At 67.2% G+C, this 23,255-nt stretch carries 21 protein-coding genes and 1 tRNA gene; 12 read left to right on the plus strand and 10 right to left on the minus strand.

Annotated elements, in window-relative coordinates; genetic code table 11:
* Positions 1–362: 362 nt before the first annotated feature.
* From NS2_RS28525 to gnd, 3 genes are all read right to left on the minus strand, one after another.
* Entirely contained in the window at positions 363–971 is a 609-nt protein-coding gene (locus NS2_RS28525; protein WP_033085923.1) for a TetR/AcrR family transcriptional regulator, read from the minus strand.
* Positions 972–1,102: 131 nt separating this feature from the next.
* Positions 1,103–2,260: a glycoside hydrolase family 3 N-terminal domain-containing protein gene (locus NS2_RS28530; protein ID WP_033085968.1), complete on the minus strand. Its 1,158-nt coding sequence runs from the start codon at positions 2,258–2,260 to the stop codon at positions 1,103–1,105.
* An 86-nt stretch (positions 2,261–2,346) separates the two neighbouring features.
* Complete coding sequence (gnd, locus tag NS2_RS28535; RefSeq protein ID WP_033085969.1) at positions 2,347–3,375, minus strand: phosphogluconate dehydrogenase (NAD(+)-dependent, decarboxylating); 1,029 nt, start codon at positions 3,373–3,375, stop codon at positions 2,347–2,349.
* A gap of 405 nt (positions 3,376–3,780) precedes the next feature.
* Here gnd and NS2_RS28540 point away from each other — a divergent pair, with 405 nt between their 5' ends.
* Entirely contained in the window at positions 3,781–5,409 is a 1,629-nt protein-coding gene (locus NS2_RS28540) for a VanW family protein (RefSeq protein WP_052086010.1), read from the plus strand.
* 260 nt (positions 5,410–5,669) lie between these two features.
* Positions 5,670–6,713 (plus strand): GGDEF domain-containing protein, encoded by a 1,044-nt coding sequence (locus NS2_RS28545; RefSeq protein ID WP_033085924.1) that lies wholly within the window; start codon positions 5,670–5,672, stop codon positions 6,711–6,713.
* A 64-nt stretch (positions 6,714–6,777) separates the two neighbouring features.
* Here the strand turns inward: NS2_RS28545 and NS2_RS28550 are convergent, their stop codons facing one another.
* A complete protein-coding gene (locus NS2_RS28550) occupies positions 6,778–8,604 on the minus strand; it encodes an acyl-CoA dehydrogenase (RefSeq protein ID WP_033085925.1) in 1,827 nt (608 codons plus the stop codon).
* 473 nt (positions 8,605–9,077) lie between these two features.
* On the opposite strand from NS2_RS28550, the gene NS2_RS28555 reads away from it, so the two are divergent.
* Positions 9,078–9,680: an alpha/beta hydrolase family protein gene (locus NS2_RS28555; RefSeq protein WP_033085926.1), complete on the plus strand. Its 603-nt coding sequence runs from the start codon at positions 9,078–9,080 to the stop codon at positions 9,678–9,680.
* Here NS2_RS28555 and NS2_RS28560 read toward each other — a convergent pair.
* From NS2_RS28560 to NS2_RS28575, 4 genes are all read right to left on the minus strand, one after another.
* Positions 9,677–10,408, minus strand: a complete 732-nt coding sequence (locus tag NS2_RS28560) for a class I SAM-dependent methyltransferase (protein ID WP_045436193.1) — start codon at positions 10,406–10,408, stop codon at positions 9,677–9,679. The genes NS2_RS28555 and NS2_RS28560 overlap by 4 nt on opposite strands.
* An 87-nt stretch (positions 10,409–10,495) precedes the next feature.
* Entirely contained in the window at positions 10,496–11,602 is a 1,107-nt protein-coding gene (locus NS2_RS28565; protein WP_052086011.1) for a glycoside hydrolase family 183 protein, read from the minus strand.
* A gap of 162 nt (positions 11,603–11,764) precedes the next feature.
* Complete coding sequence (locus tag NS2_RS28570; protein WP_033085928.1) at positions 11,765–12,517, minus strand: crotonase/enoyl-CoA hydratase family protein; 753 nt, start codon at positions 12,515–12,517, stop codon at positions 11,765–11,767.
* An 8-nt stretch (positions 12,518–12,525) separates the two neighbouring features.
* The gene (locus tag NS2_RS28575) at positions 12,526–13,305 is read right to left on the minus strand and encodes an alpha/beta fold hydrolase (protein WP_033085929.1); all 780 of its coding nucleotides are present in this window, start codon (positions 13,303–13,305) and stop codon (positions 12,526–12,528) included.
* A gap of 72 nt (positions 13,306–13,377) precedes the next feature.
* On the opposite strand from NS2_RS28575, the gene NS2_RS28580 reads away from it, so the two are divergent.
* The 4 genes from NS2_RS28580 (at position 13,378) to NS2_RS28595 (ending at position 14,859) form a co-directional block, all read left to right on the plus strand.
* Entirely contained in the window at positions 13,378–13,602 is a 225-nt protein-coding gene (locus NS2_RS28580; protein WP_033085930.1) for a hypothetical protein, read from the plus strand.
* The gene (locus NS2_RS28585; RefSeq protein ID WP_033085931.1) at positions 13,589–13,885 is read left to right on the plus strand and encodes a hypothetical protein; all 297 of its coding nucleotides are present in this window, start codon (positions 13,589–13,591) and stop codon (positions 13,883–13,885) included. The genes NS2_RS28580 and NS2_RS28585 overlap by 14 nt, the downstream gene beginning before the upstream one ends.
* 50 nt (positions 13,886–13,935) lie before the next feature.
* Complete coding sequence (locus NS2_RS28590) at positions 13,936–14,271, plus strand: hypothetical protein (protein ID WP_033085932.1); 336 nt, start codon at positions 13,936–13,938, stop codon at positions 14,269–14,271.
* Between the two features lie 120 nt (positions 14,272–14,391).
* Positions 14,392–14,859 carry a hypothetical protein gene (locus NS2_RS28595; protein WP_033085933.1) on the plus strand — a complete coding sequence of 156 codons (468 nt, stop codon included), beginning with the start codon at positions 14,392–14,394 and terminating at the stop codon, positions 14,857–14,859.
* A 67-nt stretch (positions 14,860–14,926) separates the two neighbouring features.
* On the opposite strand, the gene NS2_RS28600 is transcribed toward NS2_RS28595, so the two are convergent.
* A tRNA-Gly gene (locus NS2_RS28600) sits at positions 14,927–15,000 on the minus strand.
* Between the two features lie 299 nt (positions 15,001–15,299).
* On the opposite strand from NS2_RS28600, the gene ctaD reads away from it, so the two are divergent.
* From ctaD to NS2_RS28615, 3 genes are all read left to right on the plus strand, one after another.
* A complete protein-coding gene (gene ctaD / locus NS2_RS28605) occupies positions 15,300–17,054 on the plus strand; it encodes an aa3-type cytochrome oxidase subunit I (protein ID WP_045436189.1) in 1,755 nt (584 codons plus the stop codon).
* A gap of 15 nt (positions 17,055–17,069) precedes the next feature.
* Positions 17,070–17,642, plus strand: a complete 573-nt coding sequence (dcd, locus tag NS2_RS28610) for a dCTP deaminase (RefSeq protein ID WP_033085935.1) — start codon at positions 17,070–17,072, stop codon at positions 17,640–17,642.
* Between the two features lie 204 nt (positions 17,643–17,846).
* Positions 17,847–19,175, plus strand: a complete 1,329-nt coding sequence (locus NS2_RS28615; protein WP_033085936.1) for a DUF7159 family protein — start codon at positions 17,847–17,849, stop codon at positions 19,173–19,175.
* Between the two features lie 140 nt (positions 19,176–19,315).
* On the opposite strand, the gene NS2_RS28620 is transcribed toward NS2_RS28615, so the two are convergent.
* Positions 19,316–19,765 (minus strand): hypothetical protein, encoded by a 450-nt coding sequence (locus tag NS2_RS28620; protein WP_033085937.1) that lies wholly within the window; start codon positions 19,763–19,765, stop codon positions 19,316–19,318.
* A gap of 200 nt (positions 19,766–19,965) precedes the next feature.
* Between NS2_RS28620 and NS2_RS28625 the strand changes: the two genes are divergently transcribed.
* Together NS2_RS28625 and NS2_RS28630 are read left to right on the plus strand one after the other, a co-directional pair.
* Positions 19,966–21,381: an NsdA family TPR-like regulatory protein gene (locus tag NS2_RS28625; RefSeq protein WP_033085938.1), complete on the plus strand. Its 1,416-nt coding sequence runs from the start codon at positions 19,966–19,968 to the stop codon at positions 21,379–21,381.
* 134 nt (positions 21,382–21,515) lie between these two features.
* Positions 21,516–22,775: a pyridoxal phosphate-dependent aminotransferase gene (locus NS2_RS28630; protein ID WP_033085972.1), complete on the plus strand. Its 1,260-nt coding sequence runs from the start codon at positions 21,516–21,518 to the stop codon at positions 22,773–22,775.
* The last annotated feature ends 480 nt before the right edge of the window (positions 22,776–23,255 follow it).

Raw genomic sequence — 23,255 nt, forward strand, 5'->3', positions numbered from 1 at the left:
ACCGCGGCGCGGCGCATACCGCGCAGCGGGCAGGGTCCGGCATCGGTGCGCTCGGCGGGCCGCGATTGCTGTGCCTCGGTGAGGATTTCCAGGACGATGGCATCGGTGTTGGTCGCCACGCGGGCCATCTGACCGTGACCGTCCCGCAGTCCCAGGCACAGCCCGCACATGTGCGTCTGCCACGCGGACGGGTCGATTCCGTGCCGTGCGGCTCCGTGCGCACACGGCCTGAGCAAGCCGAACAACTTCCATCCCCGTTCCCCGGCCGAATCGGCCGTCCCGCAAATTCGATCGCAGCGACTGTAGTCCAGTCACGTCCACGGTTCAGGGGTGTAGACGGTTCAGCCGACCGTGCCCTTCGATCAAACCTGTTCGGCCTTCTTCTTGTTGCCGGACAGACCGCGCCAGGCCAGGTCGTCGAGCAGATCCACGGCCACGGCCATGTCGATGGTGCCGTTGGCGACCCGGTCGGCGATGGCCTCGCCCGCGCCGATCACCGCGACCGACACCACTTCGAAATTGGTGCCGGGCTCGGCGTACTTGGCGCTGGATTCCAGCAGCTTGGCGGTGAGTTCGATGACGCGGTCGCGGCTGTTGGAGATCTCCGAGGCGAACGGGGCCTGACCCAGTGCCTGCCGGTAGAGCACCTGCCAGGACAGGCGGTTCTGGTCGACGTAGGAGAGGAACGCCTCGAGGCCCGCGCGCAGCTGCTCGTGCGGGGTCAGTTTGGGGTTGCCCGCGACCGCGACCGCCTCGATGAAGCGCATGCTCTCGCGGTGGATGCAGGCCCGGAAGAGCTCGTCCTTGGACCCGTAGTAGAGGTACAGCATCGGCTTGGAGATCTTCGCCTCGGCGGCGATGGCATCCATGGAGGTGTCGTGGTACCCCTTGCGCGAGAAGACCTCCACGGCGGCGTCGAGCATCTGCTGCTCGCGCACCGCGCGAGGAAGCCGTTTCGTTCCGCCTGCCATTCACTCTCCTAAGACCGGACAGTCGACGCCCTTGTAGAGCGCCGAAGCCCTTATCTTACTCCATGGTAAGTTCTGCGAGTGCGAATTGCCGGGGAATTGCCAATGCCTAGCGGTAGGGCGATCCGGGTCCTCTAGCAGCGTGCGGAGCCCTTGAACTTTGCCATGCGCAACACCGAGGCATCCACCTGGGCTACCGGTAAGCGGCCGGTCTTGACCGCGTCCTCGAGCCGGTCGAGCACCTTGGGCACGGCGTCGGTGGTGATCCACAGGGCATTGTCGGCCCCCGCTACCAGGGCCTTCTCGACCGCCTCCTCGATCGTCATCCGACTGGTGATGGCCGCCATGCCGCCCAGATCATCGGTGAAGATGACCCCGTCGAAGGGTGCTGCGCCGTAGCCGGTGCCCTTCCGCAGCAGGTCCATGGCCTCCTTGCTGATGCTGGCGGGCACGTTCGGGGTGGTCAGCCCGGGCACGTCCAGGTGCCCGACCATCACCGCGGCGCCCGAATCCACCAGTTTCCGGAACGGCACCAGATCGGTGTCCTGCATCTGATCCAGCGGCGGCGTGCGAACCGCGCCGGTGTGCGAATCGCCCGAACCGGACCCATGACCCGGGAAGTGCTTCATCACACTGCCCACACCGGCGTCGTGCAGCGCCCGGATGAACGCGCCCGCGTATTCGACCACCTTCTCCGGATCGTCGGAGAAGGAGCGATCGCCGATCACCGAATCATCGGGCTGGCTGGTCACATCCACGTCGGGCGCGAAGTCGACGGTCACGCCATACCCCTCGAGTGCCTTCGCCCGGTCCAGGCTGAAGGCATAGAACTGTTCCGGGGTCATGGTCTGCGCGATCACCTTGGCCGAGGGTGCGGGCCCGATCAGGTCCTTGGCGCGCGAGACCCGACCGCCCTCCTCGTCGATGGTCACCATGAGCGGTGTGCGCGAGGCCTTCTGGACCGCGTCGACCTGATGCTGGGCCAGCATGGCCTTGTCTGTCCAGCTGCCGATGAAGATGCCGCCGATCTGCTCGGTCTTCACCACGTTAGCGGCATCGGCCGCACCGGTGACACCCACGGTCAGCAGCTGGGCCAGCTTCTGCCGCGTGGTGAATTGCGACAGGTAGCCCGCCGCGCAATCCTGTTGCCCCGGAGTCGTTATCGGCGGGACGGTGCTGCTCGGCGCCGCACTGCTGCTCGAGGCCGAGTCGTTCGACGAATTCGAGCCACTGGAACAGGCGGTCAAGGCGAGAGCGGTCACCGCGACGACGATCCCCGGAGCAAGGCGCATGCCCCGACGGTAGCCGTCCGCGGCGAAACTCACGTCATCGACACCGGGTGTCGCCGGGGTCGGGTATGCCAGCGCGCGTGGCGAATTCAGGCCGGTGGCAGCTCGTGGTGGCCGCCGAAGGCCTGGCGCATGGCGGAGAGCATCTTGTCGGCGTAGACGGCATTGCCGCGGGAGGCGAAGCGTCCGAACAGCGCCGCCGCGAGAACCGGTGTGGGAACGCCCTCGTCGATGGCGGCGTCCACGGTCCAGCGGCCCTCGCCGGAGTCGGAGACCCGGCCGCCGAAGGAATCCAGGTTCGGGTCCGCGTACAGCTCGGCGGCGGTGAGGTCGAGCAGCCAGGACGCCACCACGGACCCGCGCCGCCAGACCTCGGCCACCTCGGGGACGTCGATGTCGTATCGGTAGAACTCGGGATGCTCGAGCGGGGTGACCTCGGCGGAGTGCTCGGTGTCGTCCTGATTGCCGACATTGGCCTGGTGCAGGATGTTCAGGCCCTCGGCGTAGGCGGCCATCGCGCCGTACTCGATGCCGTTGTGCACCATCTTCACGAAGTGGCCCGCGCCCGCGGGACCGCAGTGCAGGTAGCCCTGCTCCGCGGTCGAGGGGGTGCCGGTGCGGCCGGGCGTGCGCGGGGCGGTGTCCACGCCGGGCGCGATGGACCGCAGCAGCGGATCCAGGTGGGCGACGGTCTCGGCCTCGCCGCCGATCATCAGGCAGTAGCCGCGGATGAGGCCGAAGACGCCGCCCGAGGTGCCGATGTCGACATAGTGAATGCCCTTGGGCTCCAGGTCCTTCGCGCGCCGGATGTCCTCGTGGTAGCGGCTGTTGCCGCCGTCGATGATGATGTCGCCGGGCTCGAGCAACTCGGCCACCGACTCGATCACGGCCCCGGTCGCGCCCGCCGGGATCATGACCCAGACCACGCGCGGGGTGTCGAGCATGCCGACGAATTTCTCGAGCTCGGTGCTGCCCTGGAAGCTGGCGCCGAGTTCGGCCGAGAGTTCGGTGATGTGCTCGGCGCGGCGTTCGTAGCCGACCGCGCTGTGCCCGTCGCGCACGATGCGGCGCACGATGTTCGCGCCCATCCGCCCCAGACCGATCATTCCGAGCTGCATGTGCACTCCTCGCGTCGTACGGTTCCCGGTCCGCTCCGATTGTCCCTGTCGAAGATTGCGAAGATTTTTTCCGTTCGGATGTATCGGGTGTAACGCCCTGGATTCGGTGTCGATAGAAGGGGTGGCTCCGTGCTGTTGCCAGACCCCCGACCCGGCAACCGCACGGAGCTCTCCACCGCCTCCCCGAGACTTTTGCGGACGGCTGAGTGCCGTTGACGTTTTCGCATCCGTGCCTCCGTCGAGAGCCGAACCGATTCTGGACGTACCCGGCGAGTTACCCCGGTCGCTGCTGGATCAGTTGTCGCCTTTCGATACGCATCTTAAGGTTGCGTGGTATTCGCTGAGGTGTGTGGAGGATGTTCAGTGGTCGGGAAATCCACTTATCGTGCTGGGATCGCTACGGGTGTGCTGTTGGCCGCCACCGGCATCGGCTATGTGGTGGACTGGTCACTGTCCGCTGGCCATGTTCCGCGCGGGGTGCAGGTTGCCGGGATCGACATCGGCGGTATGGAGCGGTCGGCCGCGCGGGCCCGGCTCGAGAGTGCGCTCGATCAGCGTGTGGCGCAGTCACTCACGGTTCGCACCGGGGACGTCACCACCGACCTGGTCCCGCGTGAGGCCGGGCTGAGCGTGGACTGGGACGGCACCTGGGCGCGCGTCGGCGAGCAGCCCGGGAACCCCTTCACCCGGCTGGCCTCGTTCTTCGTCACCCGGAAGGTGGAGCCCGCGGCCACGATCGACGCCGTCGCCCTGGATCGGGAGCTGGCCGCGCTGCGCGCGCACGATCGCCAACCGGTCGAGGGCGGGATCGTCTTCCAGGACGCCAGGCCGGTCGCCGTGCGCCCGACACCCGGGCGCGTGCTCGATATCCCGGCCGCGCGCACCACCCTGTCCGAGCACTGGGCCGACGGCTCGGTGCTGGAACTGCCCGTGGTGGAAACCCAGGCGCGGGTGCGCGCCGACGCCGTCGACCGCGCCATGAAGGAGATCGCCGAGCCCGCGGTGCGGGCCCCGATCACCTTCACCGGCCGGGGCGGTGACGCCACCCTCGACCCCGGACAGCTCGCCGCGGCGCTCTCGTTCCACCCGAACGACCAAGGCGGGCTGGAACTTTCGATCGACAACCAAGCCCTGACCGCGGCCCTGGCCCCGCAATTGCAACCCACCGAGGTGCGGCCCGAGGACGCGGGTTTCGACCTGTCCGGCTCCCGCGCGAGCGTGCGACCGGCGGTGGTGGGCACCCTGGTCGACTGGGGCAAGACCCTCGACGGGCTGCCCGCCATGCTGGCCGCACCCGGCGACCGCACCAAAAAGGTTGTCTACCAACAGGTTCAGCCCGCGGTCAGCACCGATGACGCGAACAAGCTCGGCGTGGTCCAGGTGATCGGCTCCTTCACCACCGGCGGTTTCAGCGGCCCGTCCGGCGTGAACATCCGCACCGTCGCCCGCAAGGTGAACGGTGCGGTGGTGAAGCCGGGGGAAACCTTCTCCCTCAACGATTTCACCGGGACCCGTGGTGTCGCAGAGGGTTACGTGGAATCCGGCATCATCAACAACGGCCGCCCCGCCGTGGCCGTCGGCGGCGGCATCTCCCAGTTCGCCACCACCCTCTACAACGCCTCGTATTTCGCGGGCATGGAGGACGCGGGCCACACCGAGCACAGCTATTACATTTCGCGCTACCCGGCGGCCCGCGAGGCCACGGTCTTCGACGGCGCGATCGACCTGAAGTTCCGCAACAACACCCCGTACGGCGTGGTCATCGACGCCTACGCCGACGACTCGAGCGTCACTGTGCGGCTGTGGAGCACCAAAACCGTTGAGGTCGAATCCATCACCGGTGACCGCACCAAACCCACCGAGCCCAAGACCGTCACCCTGCCCAAGGGCAAGGACTGCATCGCCTCCGACGGCGCACCCGGTTTCACCACCTCCGATACCCGGGTCATTCGTGATGCCAAGACGGGCAAGGAGATCTCCCGCAAGACCCGCACCGTGAAGTACGACCCGATCCCGATCGTCACGTGCGAGTGAGTCCCGCGGCTTCAGGGCGGTTCAGCCGGGGCCGGACCGCCGATTTCCTGTGACGCTGGACCGCTGATCTTGCGTCGGCGCTGTCGCGCGCGCATTCTTCGGTCAGTGCCGAATCGGCATTCCGCGAATGCCCGTGGTTTGCCTACACTGAGATTCCAGTAACACCCTGTATCAGGTATCCGTACGCAGTTCTCCGGACTGGAAGAGGATCCGCAGTGTCGAGTGCTGGTGGTCGCATCGGGCGGAACAGGCGCACAGTCGTGCGAACCTGGTGGCGAGATCCGGTCGACTATCGGTGGCTGGTGCGGACCCTCGAATCCCGCGGGGCGCTGGGCACGATCAAGAATGTGGTCGGGGCAGGCGGTGCGGTGATGGCCGTCATCACGACGCTGATCTGGGTCTCCGCCGCGGGGCCGACCGGTGCGGTGGGTGCGGTGGCCGGGTTCAATGTCGCGGTGGGTGTGGGCTGGGCGCTGTACTGGTGGTTCGCGCCGTGGCCGGACGAGCGGACCTCGCTCGTCCTGATGGCCGTCGCGGACCTGCTCATCGCCCTGGGCTGTGTGATCGACAGCGACCGGGTGTTCGGATCGCTGGGCGTCATGCTGCTGGTGGTCACCGGCGGCTACTTCACCTTCTTCCACGGCCCGCGGGTCCTCGCCGTGCACACCGTGTGGTCGCTGCTGGCGGTGCTGGTCCTGTCGCTGCTGATGGTGGCCACCGCCGGCGGCGATCTGGCCCTGGCCGTCGCCATCATCCTGATCATGGCGGCCGCGACCGTGGTGGTGCTGCCCGCGCTGCACTTCTGCTACTGGGTGCTGCGGGTGGACGCCCTCTCGGATCCGCTGACCACCCTGCTGAACCGGCGTGGCCTGGACTATTACCTGTCGGGCTGGTTCGACTCCAGCGCCGGCACGCCGATCTGCGTGATGACCGTCGATCTGGACCGCTTCAAGGCGGTGAACGATACCTACGGCCACCCCGCGGGCGACCAGGTGCTGGTGAAGATCGCGGCCTGCCTGCGCACCGCGGTCACCACCCGGACCATCGTGGCCCGCAGCGGCGGTGAGGAATTCGTGGTGGTCGCCCATCTCAGCTCGGCCGCCGCCATGGCCGAGGCCGATCGCCTGTGCCGCGCCATCGAAACCGCCTCGCGCTCCTGCACACCCGTCACCGCCAGCATCGGAGTGGCCGTGGTGGAAGGCGATTCGATCGATCGCTGCCCGGAACGCTTGCTGCACAACTCCGATGCCGCCATGTACCGGGCAAAACAGTTGGGCGGCAACATGGTCGTGCTCTCGGCCTGATATTCGAGACAGGAAACGACAGCAGGCCCGGGCGAATGCCCGGGCCTGCTGGTTGTTCAGGAGATCAGAACGCGGCTTCGTCCAGCTCCATGATGTCGTTGTCGAGGTTCGACAGCACGGTGCGGACCGAGGTCAGCTCCGGCAGCACGTTGCGGGCGAAGAACTGCGCGGTGGCGATCTTGCCCTGGTAGAACTTCTCGGTCGAGCCGTTGTCGAGGGCGTTGATGGCGACCTCGGCCTGAGCCAGCAGCAGCCAGCCGATGATCAGGTCGCCGACGGCCAGCAGGAAGCGGACCGAACCCAGACCGACCTTGTAGAGCTCCTTCGGGTCCTGCTGGGCGCCCATCAGGTGCCCGGTCAGGGTGGCGGCCATGCCCTGGACATCCTCGAGGGCGGTGGCGAGCAGCTTGCGCTCGGCCTTCAGGCGGCCGTTGCCACCCTCGCGCTCGATGAACTTCTGGATCTGGCCGGCCACGTGGGCCAGCGCCACGCCGCGGTCGCGGGCGATCTTGCGGAAGAAGAAGTCCTGCGCCTGGATGGCGGTGGTGCCCTCGTACAGCGAGTCGATCTTGGCGTCGCGGATGTACTGCTCGATCGGGTAGTCCTGCAGGAAGCCGGAGCCACCGAAGGTCTGCAGCGATTCGGTCAGGTACTGGTAGGCCCGCTCGGAACCGACACCCTTGACGATCGGCAGCAGCAGGTCGTTGACGCGGAACGCGGTGTCCTTGTCGGCGCCCGAAACCAGCTCGGCGACATCGGCGTTCTGGTGCGCGGCGGTGTACAGGTACACGGCGCGCAGGCCCTCGGCGTACGCCTTCTGGGTGGCCAGCGAACGACGCACGTCCGGGTGGTGGGTGATGGTGACGCGCGGGGCGGCCTTGTCGGTCATCTGGGTCAGGTCGGCACCCTGGACGCGAGTCTTGGCGTACTCCAGCGCGTTCAGGTAACCGGTCGACAGGGTGGCGATGGCCTTGGTGCCCACCATCATTCGAGCGTTCTCGATGACGTCGAACATCTGCGCGATGCCGTTGTGGATCTCGCCGACCAGCCAGCCCTTGGCGGGCACGCCGTGGCCGCCGAAGGTGACCTCACAGGTGGCCGAGACCTTGATGCCCATCTTGTGCTCGACATTGGTGACGAACACGCCGTTGCGCTCACCGAAGGTCTGGGTCTCGAAGTCGAAGTGCGTCTTCGGCACGTAGAACAGCGACAGGCCCTTGGTGCCCGGACCGGCGCCCTCGGGGCGGGCCAGCACCAGGTGCATGATGTTCTCGAACAGGTCGTCGGAGTCACCCGAGGTGATGAAGCGCTTGACGCCCTCGATGTGCCAGGAGCCGTCCTCCTGCTGAACCGCCTTGGTGCGGCCGGCGCCGACGTCGGAGCCCGCGTCGGGCTCGGTCAGCACCATGGTGGCGCCCCAGTTGCGGTCGGCGATGATCTGAGCCCACTTCTTCTGCTCATCGGTGCCGTTGTTGTAGAAGACCTGCGCGAAACCCGCACCGGCGGCGTACATCTGGGCCGGCGGGTTGGCGCCGAGCACCATCTCGCCCAGGGCCCAGCCGACGACGGAGGGGGCACCGAGGCCACCCAGCTCCTCGCGGACCGGCACCTTGGACCAGCCGCCGTCCTCGAGGGCGCGGTAGGACTTCTTGAAGGACTCGGGGAGAGTGACCGTGTGGGTGGCCGGGTCGAAGACCGGCGGGTTGCGGTCGGCGTCGGCGAAGGAGTCGGCCAGCGGGCCCTCGGCCAGGCGGCGGACCTCGTTCAGCATTTCCTTGACGGTGTCGGCGTCGAGGTCGCCGTAGGCGCCCGCGTCGAGCAGCTTCTGGATGCCCAGGAACTCGAACAGGTTGAACTCGAGGTCGCGAACGTTGCTCTTGTAGTGACCCATGGTCGTACTCACTCTCCATTGAGATGGGTGCGGTTCGGTGTGTGCCGTTCCCGCCCGTTAGGTCTCCACCGGGTAGGCACCGTAAAGCAGCGCTACTAGCGGGTCACTTATGCGCCATGTTACCGACCGGTAGGGGGGTCGCCAAGGCTATCCGGGCCGAATGTGACTGAAAGCACGCGAGTTGCCCCGGCCCGGGGTTCCGTTGAGCCCGTGGGGATCCCGTTATCGCAGCTGGGGGCCGGTCGGGGAGATCGGGGGCGGTGGGATGGGTGTCCCTCGACACACCCCGTGGCGGCGGAGTAGGCAAACTCCGCGCACACTGGGTGCATGACCCCCGACCTGGTCATTCTGGGTGCGATCGTGAGCCTCGCCGGGCTCGTCGCGGTCTGGCTGCTCGAGTCCCGGCGGCGGCGTTGAGTCCCGCGCCGGTGCGCCGCGCGCGGCCGATCCGCCCGTCTGACTACCGTGCCTGCATGCGCATCGAGACGAGTGCCGGACCGGCGGAGGTGGAGATCGACCGGCCGGGGCGGAACAAGCCCCGGTTCCTGCTGGTGCTGACCCACGGTTCCGGCGGTGGAGTTGATGCGAAAGATATTCTGGCCGTGCGAGATTCGGCGATCGAACGGGGCGGCGCGGTGGCGCTGGTGACGCAGCCGTACCGGGTCGCGGGCCGTCGCGCGCCCGGCAAGGCCGAGGTGCAGGACGCGGCGTGGCTGGAAATCATTGCGGCACTGGAGAAGAAGGTGCGCGGTGTGCCGCTGGTTCAGGGCGGGCGCAGCAACGGCGCACGGGTCGCCTGCCGCACGGCCCGGGCGGCGGGTGCGCGCGGCGTGGTCGCGCTGTCGTTCCCGTTGCATCCGCCGGGCAAACCGGAGAAGTCGCGGCGCGAGGAATTGCTCGCGCCCGGTGATATCGAGGTCGTCGTGGTCAACGGCGCGCGCGACCCGTTCGGCATCCCGGACGCCGCCGACGCCACCGCGGTGCACGTCATTGCCGGACAGGCGCATTCGTACCGTGCGGGCTTCGAGGAGATCGTCGCCGCGATCGACCCGTGGCTCGACCGCTGGTCCGGCTAGAAGATGTCCAAGGCGGGCGGTTGCGGGACGCCGCCGAGGGCCGGTTGCTCGGCCGGGGGTTCGGGGGCCGGTTTGGTAGCCACCACCAGGGCGTCGATGGCGTCGCGGGATTCGGTGGGGCGGTGCACGCGGTCGGCCAGGCGGACGCGGATGTCGGGTTCGGCGGGGGCCAGATCGGCGAGAATGTCGGCGGGGGTGAAGGTGAGGGCCGGATTCTGTTCGCCGCCATAGCCTTCGGCCAGGTTGAGGGTGTCGTTGCCGATGATGAGCAGGGTGCCCTCGGGGGCGAGCATGTCGACCGCGCGCAGCAGCAGGGCGCGGCGGTCCGCGGCGGGCAGGTGCAGGAAGGCGATCAGGATCAGCTCGTAGGGGCCGGTGACGTCGGCGGCGGCCAGCTCGGTGACATTCGCGTGGATCCAGTGGATCCGCCCGCGCACCGAGCGCGACAGCCGGGAGGCGACCGTGCGGCCCTTGTCGATGCCGGTCTGTGAGAAGTCGACCGCATCGACCTGCCAGCCGTGGGTGGCCAGCCACAGCGTGTTCCGCCCTTCGCCGCAGCCCAGATCCAGCGCCCGCGGCAGCTCGGGCCGCGGCTCGCCGATCCCGAACCCACCGGTCGGCAGCCGCCGCTCCAGCCCGAAGACCTGCTCGACCACCGTCTCGTTCGGGGGTGCGCCCCACACCAATTCGGTAGCGGCGTAGTGCTCGTCCCACTCGGCGGCATCCATGGGGACGAGTCTAGGAGCCGGGCCCGGAGACGACTCGGCCGCGAGCCCGAAGCGGGCTCGCGGCCGAGGTGTGGAATCGATGGCCGGTTACAGCGTCGTCTTCATCAGCAGCACGTTGTACTGGGTGTGGACCGTGGTCAGGAAGTACAGGTCACGGCCGGTCTGGTACGGGAAGATGAAGGGCGCGTAGGCCGTCGGCAGTTCCCGGGTGTCGATCAGGACCGAGGGGGCGCTCCACGGCCCCTCCGGGCTGGGCGAGGTGTACATGACCACCGAGTTCCACGGATCGGTGGTGAGCATGATGTATTGACCCAGGTAGTCGTTCCACTGCACCGACATCTCCGCGATGCCGCCGCCGATCACCGGCTTGGCCGCGTTCACGTCCTTCTGCCACTTGCCGCCGTCCCAGTACTCGTAGGCGCCCAGGTCGGTGACGGCCGGCTCGGGCACGCGGGCGACGAAGGCCGGATGATTGCGGCCGGATTCGGTGCCGAACTCGTAGAGGAACCCGTCGCGTTTGACGAAGGCGTTCATCTGGAAGTTGCCGTTGCCGCCGTCGTCGGGGCGGCGGGTGGCGGGCAGTTCCACCCAGTGCTCGCCATTGTCACCGGACACCGCGAGGCTGGAGTAGTTGGTCGTCCACTGGCCCGGTTCGTCCCAGGTCTTGACCGACATGAGGCTCATGACCTGGGTGGGGCCGACCGAGATGGCCGCGGTGGGGATGCGGCTGATCTCGATCCAGGGGATCTTCGGGCTGGGGATCAGATCGCGGGCCTGGCCGAAGATGTCGCGCACGGCGGAATCGAAGAAGATGCCGTTGGACGGGTTCTGGGTGTGCGAGCGCAGCAGGATATTGGACCGCCACGCCCAGGTGCTGCCGACCAGCAGATTGGGCAGGCCCAGCCCGGCGGTGTCACCGAAGGCGGTGAGCATTTCGCCGTTGCCGTTGTCCCACATGATGCCGAGGTCGGTGCCGAGCACGTTGTAGGACTGGGTGTTGTTGGGGCTGGCCATGCCGGTGACCTGGAAGACGGCCTTGGTGCGGCCGGGTAGTTGCGGTAGGCCATTGGTGCCGTTGAGCACCGGAATCGGGTTGATCGCGTTGGGGTTGGCTGCGGCCGGTGTGGTCACGGTAAGGAGCAAGGCCGTGGCACCTGCAAAGGCTGACAGCAGCAGGGGGGCGGCTTTGGTCAAGGCGGTGCTTCCTCCGGGTCTCGCCGAATAATGCGCGACCCGCACGGTATGTGACGGGTCGCACAATGCGTTCGACTCGTTGGCAAAGTGTGAAAATGCTAACAGCGATACCGGAGGTATTGGGTCTGCAAACCCGATTGTTTGCCGTGAGTTGGCTTACATCTATTTGGAGCCCTGGTCGAGGGCCTTCCGGATGACGAGCGGCAGCTGGGTGGCGCGCTCGATCGCCAGCGTCCGACGCACCGAGGAATGCCAGCTGCGGTCGAAGAGCTGCTTGGCGCCGGCAACCGCGGACGCGGGCCGGGCCGCGATCCGGTCGGCCAGCTTCTCGGCGGCCGCCAGCGGGTCCGCGCTCACCTCGGTGACCAGTCCGATGCGCTCGGCATAGGCGGCGTCCACCGGGTCGGCGGTCATCGTGAGTAGCAGAGCCTGGTCGATGCCGATGAGCCGGGACAGGGTGGCCGCGCCGGTCATGTCCGGGATCAGCCCATGCTTGACCTCCATCACCGAGAATTCGGAATCCGGTGTGGCGAAACGGAAGTCGGCGGCCAGCGCGATCTGGAGTCCGCCGCCGTAGCAGCGCCCGTGCACCACGGCGATCACCGGCTGCGGCAGTCGCCGCCACGCCCAGCACGCCTCCTGGAAGGTATTGGTGCCGCGCCACGGCAGCGGGATGAAGTTGCGCACGATGTCCAGCGGATTGCCCATGGCCTTGGCGATATCCAGGCCGGAGCTGAAGCTGGGGCCGTTGCCGGAGAGGATGACGGCGCGGATATCGGAGCGCTTCCCGATCGTGTGCGCGACCTTGACCAGCTCGTTGAGCATGTCGATGGTCAGGCCGTTGTGCTTGTCGGGCCGGTCCAGAGCCACGTACGCGCGATTGCCGTCGAAGGTCAGGGAGACATTGTGGCTCAAGGTTTTTCCTATCCGAGCTGGTCCAGGAGCAGGCGCGCGCAGCCGTCGGGGTCGTCGTAGAAGGGCGTGTGCCCGCTGCCGTGCAGGGTGACGTGCCGCGCGCCGGGCAGTACCGCGCGCGCCCGGCGCGACTGGGTGGCGTACGTGAGCAGAATGTCACGATTGCCCCAGGCGATGGTGATCGGGATGTCGTCGACGGCGGTCCGGTCGGGCAGCCGGAATTCGGTGAAGGAGGCCAGGGCCGCGTCGAAGCCGGTCGCGCCCAGCAGGCCCTCGACGGTGTCCACGGCCGCCTGCGCGTCGACCGCCCAGGGCTTGCCGAACACCAGGCCGACGAATGCGGAACGGGCCGCGGTGTTTCCGAGCAGGGCGGGCATGGCCGGACGCAGCACGGTGGTGAGCTGTTTGGCGCGGCCCAGCGCCTGCTGGCACCACATTCGGCCCGGGGCGTCCCAGAACGCGATGGGTGAGAAGGCGGTCACCGAGCGCGCGAGCCCGCGTGCGGCCAGGTCCAGCACGATGCCGCCGCCCATGGAATTGCCCGCCAGATGCGGCTTCTCGATGCCCTCGGCGGCGAGGAACTCGACCAGCGCGTCGGCGAGGGTGGAGACGGTGGTGTGCGGCAGCGGCGCGCTGCCGCCGAATCCGGGCAGATCCACCGCGATCACGTCGAAGGACGCGGCCAGGGTGTCGATGATCGGCTCCCACACCTGCCAGTGGCTGCCGACCCCGTGCACCAGTACGAGCGGTTCGCCGCTGCCTGCGCGATGGTGATTCAACGTCGTCACGACCCTCACCCTACTGTCGTTGACGCGTCGCCAATATGAGGAAAACGGCCGTCCGGCGGTACGATAAAAGGTATGGCAACCCGGAAAGTGACCCTGTCGCTGGACGAGGCGGCCTGGTCCTATGCACAGGACGCCGCCGCCCGCGCGGGCATGTCGCCGTCGGCGTGGATCTCACGCGCCGCGCGCCGCGAAGCCGTGCGGCTGGGGTGCGCCCCGGTGCCGGATCCGGTCGAGCTCGCCGCGGCGGACGAGGCGGAAATCGTGGCCGCCGAGAAGGAACTGCGTGCGCAGGGGTGAACTCTGGGTCTATCACCCGCACGGCACCACCCGAACCCGCACCATCATTCTGATCTCCAGCGACGGCATCAACGAGTCGCCGCGGCCGTGGCTGATCGCGGCCGAGGTCGAGGCGCAGGATCCGCGCGACATCCTCGCGGTGCCGATTCCCGGCCACGGCTGGGTGCACGCCGGGAATCTGGGCCGCATCTATCGCGGCTGGTTGGACGAGCGGATCGATGTCGTGGACGGCGAGACGGCCGAGCGAATCGACACAGCGCTGCGCGCCGCCATGGATCTGTGAGATCGTGCCTGCGGCAGTTTTCGTTCAGTTATTCGAGAGTCGAGGCACCCGTGCGCATTTCCCTGTTCGCCGCCGCGCTGGTCGCGCTTCCCCTGCTGGCCGCGTGCGGTGGCAGCAGCAGCGACAAGTCCGCCGATGTCACCCAGGCGGACGTCTCCAAGGCGCTACAGGACGGTGGTCTCAAGGACGCCAAGCTGGCCGACTGTGCCGCGAAAATCTATGTGGGTCAGGGCATCTCGCAGTCGGGGCTGCGACTGATGATCAAGAACGACGCCAAGTCCGCGGCCGCCCAGGACCCGGAATCGCTCGGCATGAGCAAGGATGACGCGGACAAGGCCCGCGCCGCCACCACCAAGATCGTGACGGACTGCCTGAAGCAGGAGTGAGCCGGAGGCGCGGAGCGTTGGCGGCCTGCGCTTTTCGATCTCCCCTTGTTAACCCTCCGGTGCCGGTGTGCAATTTCTGAATCGACCGGGATCGTCCCGGCATCCGGGAGGGATCACACAATGCGGAAATCCATCGTCGTGGTAGCGCTGCTGGCGTTGCCCTTGCTGTCCGCGTGCAGCAACAGTCAGGAAGCGGCCACGCCCACACCCACCGCGGCGGGGGCGGTGACGGCGACCTCGGGCGCGGCCGCCTCGACGGTGTCGGGCGTGCCGACCACCGCGCCGGGCGTGACCGGGCCGGGCGGGGTCACCACCGGTCCGGGCGGCGTCACCACCGCACCCGGAGCGGGTAGCGGGCTGACGGCCGAACAGATCTCGAAAGCCTTGCAGGACAAGGGCAAGCTGAGCCAGACCACCGCCGACTGCGTCGCCAAGATCTACCTGGAGGAAGGTCTGTCCGACAGCGGAATCCAGAAGATCATCGACAGCGCCAACGGCACCAACCCGGCCAAGGTCAGCCTCGGCGCCGATGACCTCACCAAGGCGGGCAAGGCCACCAAGCGCATCGCCACCGAATGCGTGAAGTGAGGCCGCGGCTTCGAATCAGGCTCTGACATGGCGAAAGCCCCCGCCCGGATGGGTGGGGGCTTTCGCGTGGAGCCGATGACGGGAATCGAACCCGCGCTACCTGCTTGGGAAGCAGGAGTTCTACCATTGAACTACATCGGCAGCGTCTTACTCGCGTTCGCGACTCTATCAGACCCCTTCCGGGCCGATGCAACTCTTTACCGTTCCCGCAGGTCCGGCTCGGGTTTTCCGATCGTGCCCGCGTTCCGGTGATCACTCCCGCGAGTCGCCCGCGGCGCGCCGAAGATCGCGGGGTTGTTTCGCCGAAGCACCGAGTTCCGTTCACGTGCGGTCGTAGACTGTGCTCCGGGTCGAAAACCCTTCCACCACAGGAAGTTTGGATGCGCTGAACGTTTGCTAGCGCTCGCTCGGTGCTCCTGCTCGGCGGTCGAGGAGGACTTATGACCGCGGTGCCCGCTCGCGAAGTCCCGCAGCTCGAGCCCGTGCGGCCGTATCCCCGGCGCACCGGACCCAAGGGGTCCTACCTCTGGCAGATAATCACGACCACCGATCCCAAGCTGCTCGGGATGATGTACGTGGTCACCTCGGTGGCCTTCTTCCTGATAGCCGGGCTGATGGCAATGCTGATGCGAATCGAGCTGGCCCGCCCGGGGATGCAGTTCCTCTCGCCCGAGCAGTACAACCAGCTGTTCACCATGCACGGCACGATCATGCTGCTGTTCTATGCCACACCGATCGTGTTCGGGTTTGCCAATTCGGTGCTGCCGCTGCAGATCGGCGCCCCGGATGTGGCGTTCCCGCGGCTGAACGCGCTGAGCTACTGGCTCTACCTGTTCGGCGCGACACTCGCCACCGCCGGATTCGTCACCCCCGGCGGCGCCGCCGGATTCGGGTGGACGGTGTACGTGCCATTGAGCCTCGGAGAGTATTCACCGGGCACCGGCGCCGACATGTGGATCATGGGCGTCGCGTTGAGCGGTCTCGGCACCATTCTGAGCGGGGTCAACTTCGTCACCACCGTGGTGTGCCTGCGCGCACCGGGTATGACCATGTGGCGCATGCCCATCTTCACCTGGAACATCCTGGTGACGAGCGTGCTGGTGCTGCTGATCTTTCCCATCCTCGCGGCGGCGGCGCTGGCGCTGTTGATCGACCGGCATCTGGGCGCACATATATATGACGCGTCCAACGGTGGGACGATCCTGTTCCAGCATCTGTTCTGGTATTTCGGGCATCCCGAGGTGTATGTGATCGCGCTGCCGTTCTTCGGCATCGTGTCGGAGATCTTCCCGGTCTTCAGCCGTAAGCCGATCTTCGGTTACACCACCCTGGTCTACGCGACGCTGGGCATCGGCGGACTCTCCATCGCGGTGTGGGCGCACCACATGTACGCCACCGGTTCGGTACTGCTGCCGTACTTCTCGTTCATGACCTTCCTGATCGCGGTCCCGACCGGGGTGAAGTTCTTCAACTGGATCGGCACCATGTGGCGTGGTCAGCTCACCTTCGAAACCCCGATGCTCTGGTCGGTCGGTTTCCTGGTGACGTTCCTCTTCGGCGGCTTGTCCGGCGTGGTGCTGGCCAGCCCGCCGCTGGATTTCCACATCTCCGACTCGTATTTCGTTGTCGCGCACTTCCATTACGTACTGTTCGGCACCATCGTGTTCGCCACCTTCGCCGGCATCTACTTCTGGTTCCCCAAGATGACCGGGCGGCTGCTCGACGAACGACTGGGCAAAATCCACTTCTGGACCACGTTCATCGGCTTCCACACCACGTTCCTGGTCCAGCACTGGCTGGGCACCCAGGGCATGCCGCGCCGCTACGCGGACTATCTGTCCAGTGACGGATTCACCACCCTGAACACGATTTCCACCGTCGGCTCGTTCGTACTCGGGTTCTCGATGATCACGTTCGTATGGAACATCTTCAAGAGTTACCGGTACGGCGAGGTCGTGACCGTGGATGATCCCTGGGGCTATGGCAATTCGCTCGAGTGGGCGACCTCTTGCCCACCGCCCCGGCACAATTTCTACGAAATGCCGCGAATCCGATCGGAGCGGCCGGCGTTCGAGCTGCATTACCCGCACATGATCCCGCGCATGCGCGCCGAAGCGCACATCACCCTTTTCGGTCCACGCCGGACCGGACAGGTCACCGAGGCCGGGCCAGTAGATACGCCCACCGAACATTGACATAGTCTCTTGCCCGTGCTGCTTTCAGATCGCGACATCCGCAAGGAAATCGCCAATGGGCGTCTCGGGCTCGAGCCGTTCGACGAGACGCTGGTGCAGCCGTCGAGTATCGATGTGCGGCTGGACAGCCTGTTCCGGGTGTTCAACAACACCCGCTATACCCATATCGATCCGGCGCAGCGGCAGGACGAGCTGACCACCCTGGTGGAACCGGGCGCGGGCGAGCCGTTCGTGCTGCACCCGGGTGAATTCGTGCTCGGGTCGACGCTTGAGGTGTGCACGCTGCCCGATGATCTGGCCGGGCGCCTGGAGGGCAAATCCAGTCTGGGCCGGCTCGGGCTGCTGACCCATTCCACCGCGGGCTTCATCGATCCCGGATTCAGCGGGCACATCACCCTCGAACTGTCGAATGTGGCGAATCTGCCGATCACCCTGTGGCCGGGCATGAAGATCGGCCAGCTGTGCCTGATCCGGCTCAGCAGCCCGGCCGAGCATCCCTACGGCAGCGCCGCGGTCGGCTCGAAATATCAGGGCCAGCGCGGGCCGACGCCGTCGCGCGCCTATCTGAATTTTCCCGTCGCCAAGTGAGATCCGTTACCGGCTAGCGGTTTCTGCCGGGGTCGCGGCGTAATCCGGCCGCTGCCTGGACAGTTGACCGTAAGTGTCGGCGGCAGTTGACCTTCGGAGTCGGCGCGAATACGCCGTCCGCCGGGCGGGGTTACCGGGTGTACGGATGGCGCGGTACGTCGTAAGGTGACGGCGTCAGGTGTGTGGAAACGAGATGGGCAGCGGATGAGTTCGGTTCTGGGAGTTTCGGTGGGGGCGGGCGCGGTTCGCGTCGCACGCCCGATCGCCGGTGATTCCGCGGAAACCGCCGCCTTCGACGTGCAGGCCGTACCGGTCGGGGAACGCCGGGTCGACGAACTGGCCGCCGATGTGATCGGCGCGGTGCTGGCCGCGGACTCCCGGATCACCGCCACCGCCATCGCCTACCGCGACGAGAACCACGCGCGGGCCATCCGGGCCGAGCTGGCGCGACGGCAGTTCACCAACTACGAGCTGGTGCCGGACGTGGTGGCGGCGCTGGAATTCCTCGAATACTCCGGCGAGCTGCGCGGTTTCGGCACGGTCGCGCTCTACGACCTCGGTGCGTCCGGTTTGTCGGTGACGGTGGTCGACACCGCCACCCGGCAGGTCTGCTTCAGCGAGCGCACCAGCGATATCAGTGGCGACTACCTGGATTCGCTGATCCGCGAACAGCAGATCGCCTCCGGGCGCATCGCCCATCCGCCGGACCACACCGGGCTGGCCGCGCTGGACGCGCTCTGCCGCGAGGCCAAGGAGCAGCTGTCGAGCAGCAATGCGGTGGCCCTGCCCTCGACCGAGGGGCTGGTGCTGCTGTCGCAGGAGAACTTCGAGGCCCTCATCATGCTGGCCGTCGAATCCTCCGCCCGGATGACCCGCGATGTCATCCTGCGCTCCGAGCAGCCGGTGCAGGCGGTCGCCCTGCTCGGCGGTTGCGCCCAGATCCCGCTGGTGGCAAGGGTGTTGCGGCGCTGGCTGGGCGTCCCGGTCATCGTGCCCGCCGCCCCCGACACCGTGGCGGCCCGCGGCGCGGCCATGCTGGCCCGCCCGGTCATGCAGCGCCCGGCGCCCGCGCCCTTCCCGGCGGCGGTCCGTGAGCACACCCCGGCCCCGGCGGCGGAGCCGTCGCAATCCTGGCTGGACGGTCGTGGCGCGGTCGAGAAGTCCGGCCGCCGCCGCGAGATCAGCCTGGCCGGGGTCGCGGTGGGCGCGCTGGTCGTGGTGGCCGCCATCGGCGTCACCCTGGGCTGGGGACCCCAAGTGCTGAGCCATGATTCGCAGCGGCAGGACGCCGTCACCAGTTCGGTGCCCAGCACCACCACCGCCGCCCCCGTCACCACGGCCGTCCCCACCACCAGCGACGCCACCAATGAATCCCTGGCCGCGCCCGCACCCCGCGTCGCGCCCACCACCAGCGAGGCCCCGCCGACCACCGCCGGGCCCAACACCATCACGCTCATCCCCGGCCTGCCGCCGGTCATCGTGCCCACCCTGCCCCCGCTCTTCCCCCCGGCCCCGCCCGCGCAGGAGCACTGACCGCGAGCACAGGAGCGGTACCGGCACAGGGCTTTTGCGATTCGCGAGCCGTACGCGCCGAGTCCGCCCCGTCGACTGCCAGAAGGGGGCGGACTCGGTGGGGCCGGCGCTCGAGGCGCCGGTGCGAGGGCCGGCTGCGTTCAGTCCTCGCTTCCTGATCCCACCGCCAGAGCTGTCGTGACGATTGCCGACAGGGGTGGGAGTTTGGAGTCGCGGGCGGGCGGCGTCACCCAGTGACACCCTTCGCGGGTCCAGCGGCCGAGTCCGGTCGGGAGCAGGACCGCGCTGCCGACCGCCGGAATGCCGATGTCCAGTCTGTTCAATACCTCCATCACCTGATCGCCGGGCCGCGAATCCGGTTCGGCGAGAAAGCTCCAGCGAATCTGGCGCGCCAGCATGGGGCCGTCGCGGTGCTGTTGGTGCAGCGCCCTGCGCACCTTCTCGGCGCACGCGACCGGCAGGTGCACCACCGCGACCTGCGCGGTGACGGGAAGCATGACGAATCCACCGCGTTCGGTCACCGGCAGCCCGAACTCGTGCCGGTAGTACGAAACCCAGTCTTCGACCGTTCTGAGCTTGTCCGCGTTCACATCCCCGCCTCCTTCCCCAGTCACCAGGGTCGCGTGCGGACGGTCCTGTGAAAACGCCCGCACACCCGCATTCCACTGCCTTTCCGCCGCCACTATTACCGGTGCGCATAACGCCTGGTACCGAGACGGTTTCGGATGTGGTCGCGGCCACTTTCCGCTCGTACCCTGGACATCGGAGTTCGTTCGGAAGGGATGGCACCGTGGTCCGGCACTGGTCAGGCAAAGAGGCCCGGGCCCTCCGCGATGCCAAGCGCATGAGTATCCGGGAGTTCGCCGCGCACCTGGGTGTGCACGAACGACTGGTCTCGAAATGGGAGGCCGGGGGCGATCGGGTGCATCCCCGCCCCATCAATCAGGCCGCCCTCGATACTTCCCTGGCCAGGTCCGACGATGTTGTGCGGGCACGGTTCGCGGCCTTGATCGACCAGCCCTTGATCGACCGCCCCGCCGTTCCCGGTTTCGATGTGCGCCAAGGTGGTTCCGAGTTATGGAACGCGGTGTCGGCGCAGGCCAGTTATTCCAGCGACGCGGAACTGCTGGCACTCGTCGATACGGGTGCGATGAGGGGCGATGCGTTAGCAGCGATTTCGGAGAGGGATCTGATCATGGCGGCTGCCCATGAAGCCAGCGAGCACGCCGGCCGGGCCGAGGGCACCAATGTGGGTGCCACCCTGCTGGAGCAACTCGATGCCGATGTCACGCGCATAGCCAACGATTACGTGCACATGGCGCCGGTGCCGATGATGGTGGAGATGCTGCGGGTGCGGCGCCGGGTGTACCGGTTGCTGGAGGGTCATCAGCGTCCGTCCGATACGGCGCATCTGTACTTATTGGCGGGTACTTTGTCCGGTCTGCTGGCGAATGTCAGTACGGATCTGGGCTATTTCGACGCGGCCGGTGAACAGGCAAGGGCCGCATGGGCTTACGCCGAACTGTGCGAGCACAATCCGCTGCGCGCCTGGACCCGCGGCATGCAGGCGCTCATCGAATACCGCGCCGAGCGGCCGCGCCGGGCGGTGCTGCTGGCCCAGAGCGGGCAGCGCTTCGCCGAATCGGCGACCTCGCGGGTGCGGCTGCTGAATATCGAGGCCCGCATCTGGTCGCGGCTGGGCAGCACCGCCGACACCGAGCGCTGCATTCGCTCGGCCGACGACGCCCGCGACAGCGAATCCAGCGACACCCTGCACGACGAGGTCGGCGGCGTGTTCGGATTCACCCAGCCCAAGAGTCACTACTACGCGGGCGCCACCTACATCCACCTCGGCCAGGCCGAACCCGCGCTGGACGCGACCAGCCGCGCCATCGATCTGTATGTGAACGGGCCCACCGACAAGCGCTCCTACGGCGCGGAATCGCTGGCCCGCGTGGACAATGCGGCCGCGCACCTGATCAACGGCAGCCTCGACGGGGCCAGCGCGGCGCTGGAACCGGTGCTCGAACTCGACGAGGACAAGCGCATCGCGCAACTCGAGGAGCGACTATCCGCGGTCCGCCAGCGGCTCGCGAGCCCGGAGTTCCGCGCCGCCGGGGAGGCCCAGGACCTGGACGAGAGGATCGAGGAGTTCTGCGGGTCGACCGCGGCGCGCAGCGTGCTACCTCCGGATACCGCACATTGAGGTTCGCGGCCGTCTCGATTCTGGACTGAGTGGAGCCGGAGGAGCGAAGCGGAGGAGGCGGAGGGAGGGAAGAATCGAGACTTCGGGGCCGCGAACCCGCCCGGAGCGAAGCGGAGGGCAGAGGGTGCGGCACCATTGATCGGGTGAGCCCTCAGAGTCACCTACCGCACAGGTCCCCGCGCGTGCTGGAGCAGTCCACCAAGCTTCAGAACGTTCTCTATGAGATCCGGGGGCCGGTGCACGCACATGCGGCACGGTTGGAGTCCGAGGGCCATCGGATTCTGAAGCTCAATATCGGCAATCCCGCGCCGTTCGGCTTCGAGGCGCCCGATGTGATCATGCGCGACATCATCGCGGCGCTGCCGTACGCGCAGGGGTACAGCGAATCGAAGGGCATCCTGTCGGCGCGCCGGGCCATCTTCACCCGCTACGAATGGGTGCCGGGCTTCCCGGAATTCGATGTGGATGACGTGTACCTGGGCAACGGCGTCTCCGAGCTGATCACCATCGTCATGCAGGCGCTGCTCGACAATGGCGACGAGGTGCTCATCCCCGCGCCGGACTATCCGCTGTGGACGGCCATGACCTCGCTCGCGGGCGGCACCCCGGTGCACTACCTGTGCGACGAGTCCAATGACTGGCAGCCGGACATCGCCGACATGGAATCCAAGATCACCGACAAGACCAAGGCGATTGTCGTGATCAACCCCAACAACCCCACCGGCGCGGTGTACTCCGCCGAGGTGCTGCAGCAGGTGGTGGACCTGGCCCGCAAGCATCAACTGCTGCTGCTGGCCGACGAGATCTACGACAAGATCCTCTACGACGACGCCAAGCACGTCTCGCTGGCCACGCTCGCGCCGGACCTGCTGTGCCTCACCTTCAACGGGCTGTCCAAGGCATATCGGGTGGCGGGCTACCGCTCGGGCTGGCTGGTCATCACCGGGCCCAAGGAGCACGCGGGCGGCTTCCTGGAGGGCATCGATCTGCTGGCCTCCACCCGGCTGTGCCCGAATGTGCCCGCGCAGCATGCCATTCAGGTGGCGCTGGGCGGGCATCAGAGCATCGACGACCTGGTGCTGCCGGGCGGGCGGCTGCTGGAACAGCGGGATGTGGCCTGGGAGAAGCTGAATACGATTCCGGGCGTCTCGTGCGTCAAGCCCAAGGGCGCGCTGTACGCGTTCCCGCGGCTGGATCCGGAAGTCCATGAGATCCACGATGATTCGAAGCTGGTGCTGGATCTGCTGCTGCAGGAGAAGATCCTGATGGTGCAGGGGACCGGGTTCAACTGGCCGCATCACGACCACTTGCGCATCGTCACCCTGCCTTGGGCGCGGGATCTCTCAGTCGCCGTGGAGCGATTCGGCAACTTTTTGGCCGGCTATCGCCAATAATTCCGGACGGAAGTTCTGGTACGCGGGGTGTGCACGCGGTACGCTACAGTACAGAGCGCACCCCCGCTGAACTGCGGTTTCGCGATTTGTCCGCCTCTGGACACCCCTAATCGACCCGGCTGGCACAGGTGGGACCCTGGCTAAAACAGACCGCAGGTACGAAAAAGTTGGGTTTTTAGAGACTTAGCTAGCGCAAAGAACCGTCTTTTGTGTACAGTGGTCCTCGGCACTTCGAGTGCCCCGGCCGGACCGCCTACCCCCCTGGGCCGTCCGGCCCTGCGTTGGCTGGCCTAACCCCCTCTGGGCCACCGATGCCGGGCGGCGGAGACATCCCCCTGCTCTCCGCCGCCCCTCCCGCAATCCCCGCAACTCCCCCGCCTCCCCGAATATTCGGCGGACGGCTAAGAGTCGAAACCTGATTCGCACCCGTGCCTGCGTTGGGTGTCGAAACAATTCTGGACGTACCCGGTGAGTTACCCC

Origin of the sequence: Nocardia seriolae NBRC 15557, assembly GCF_007990715.1 — a bacterium.
Taxonomy (GTDB): Bacteria; Actinomycetota; Actinomycetes; order Mycobacteriales; family Mycobacteriaceae; genus Nocardia; species Nocardia seriolae.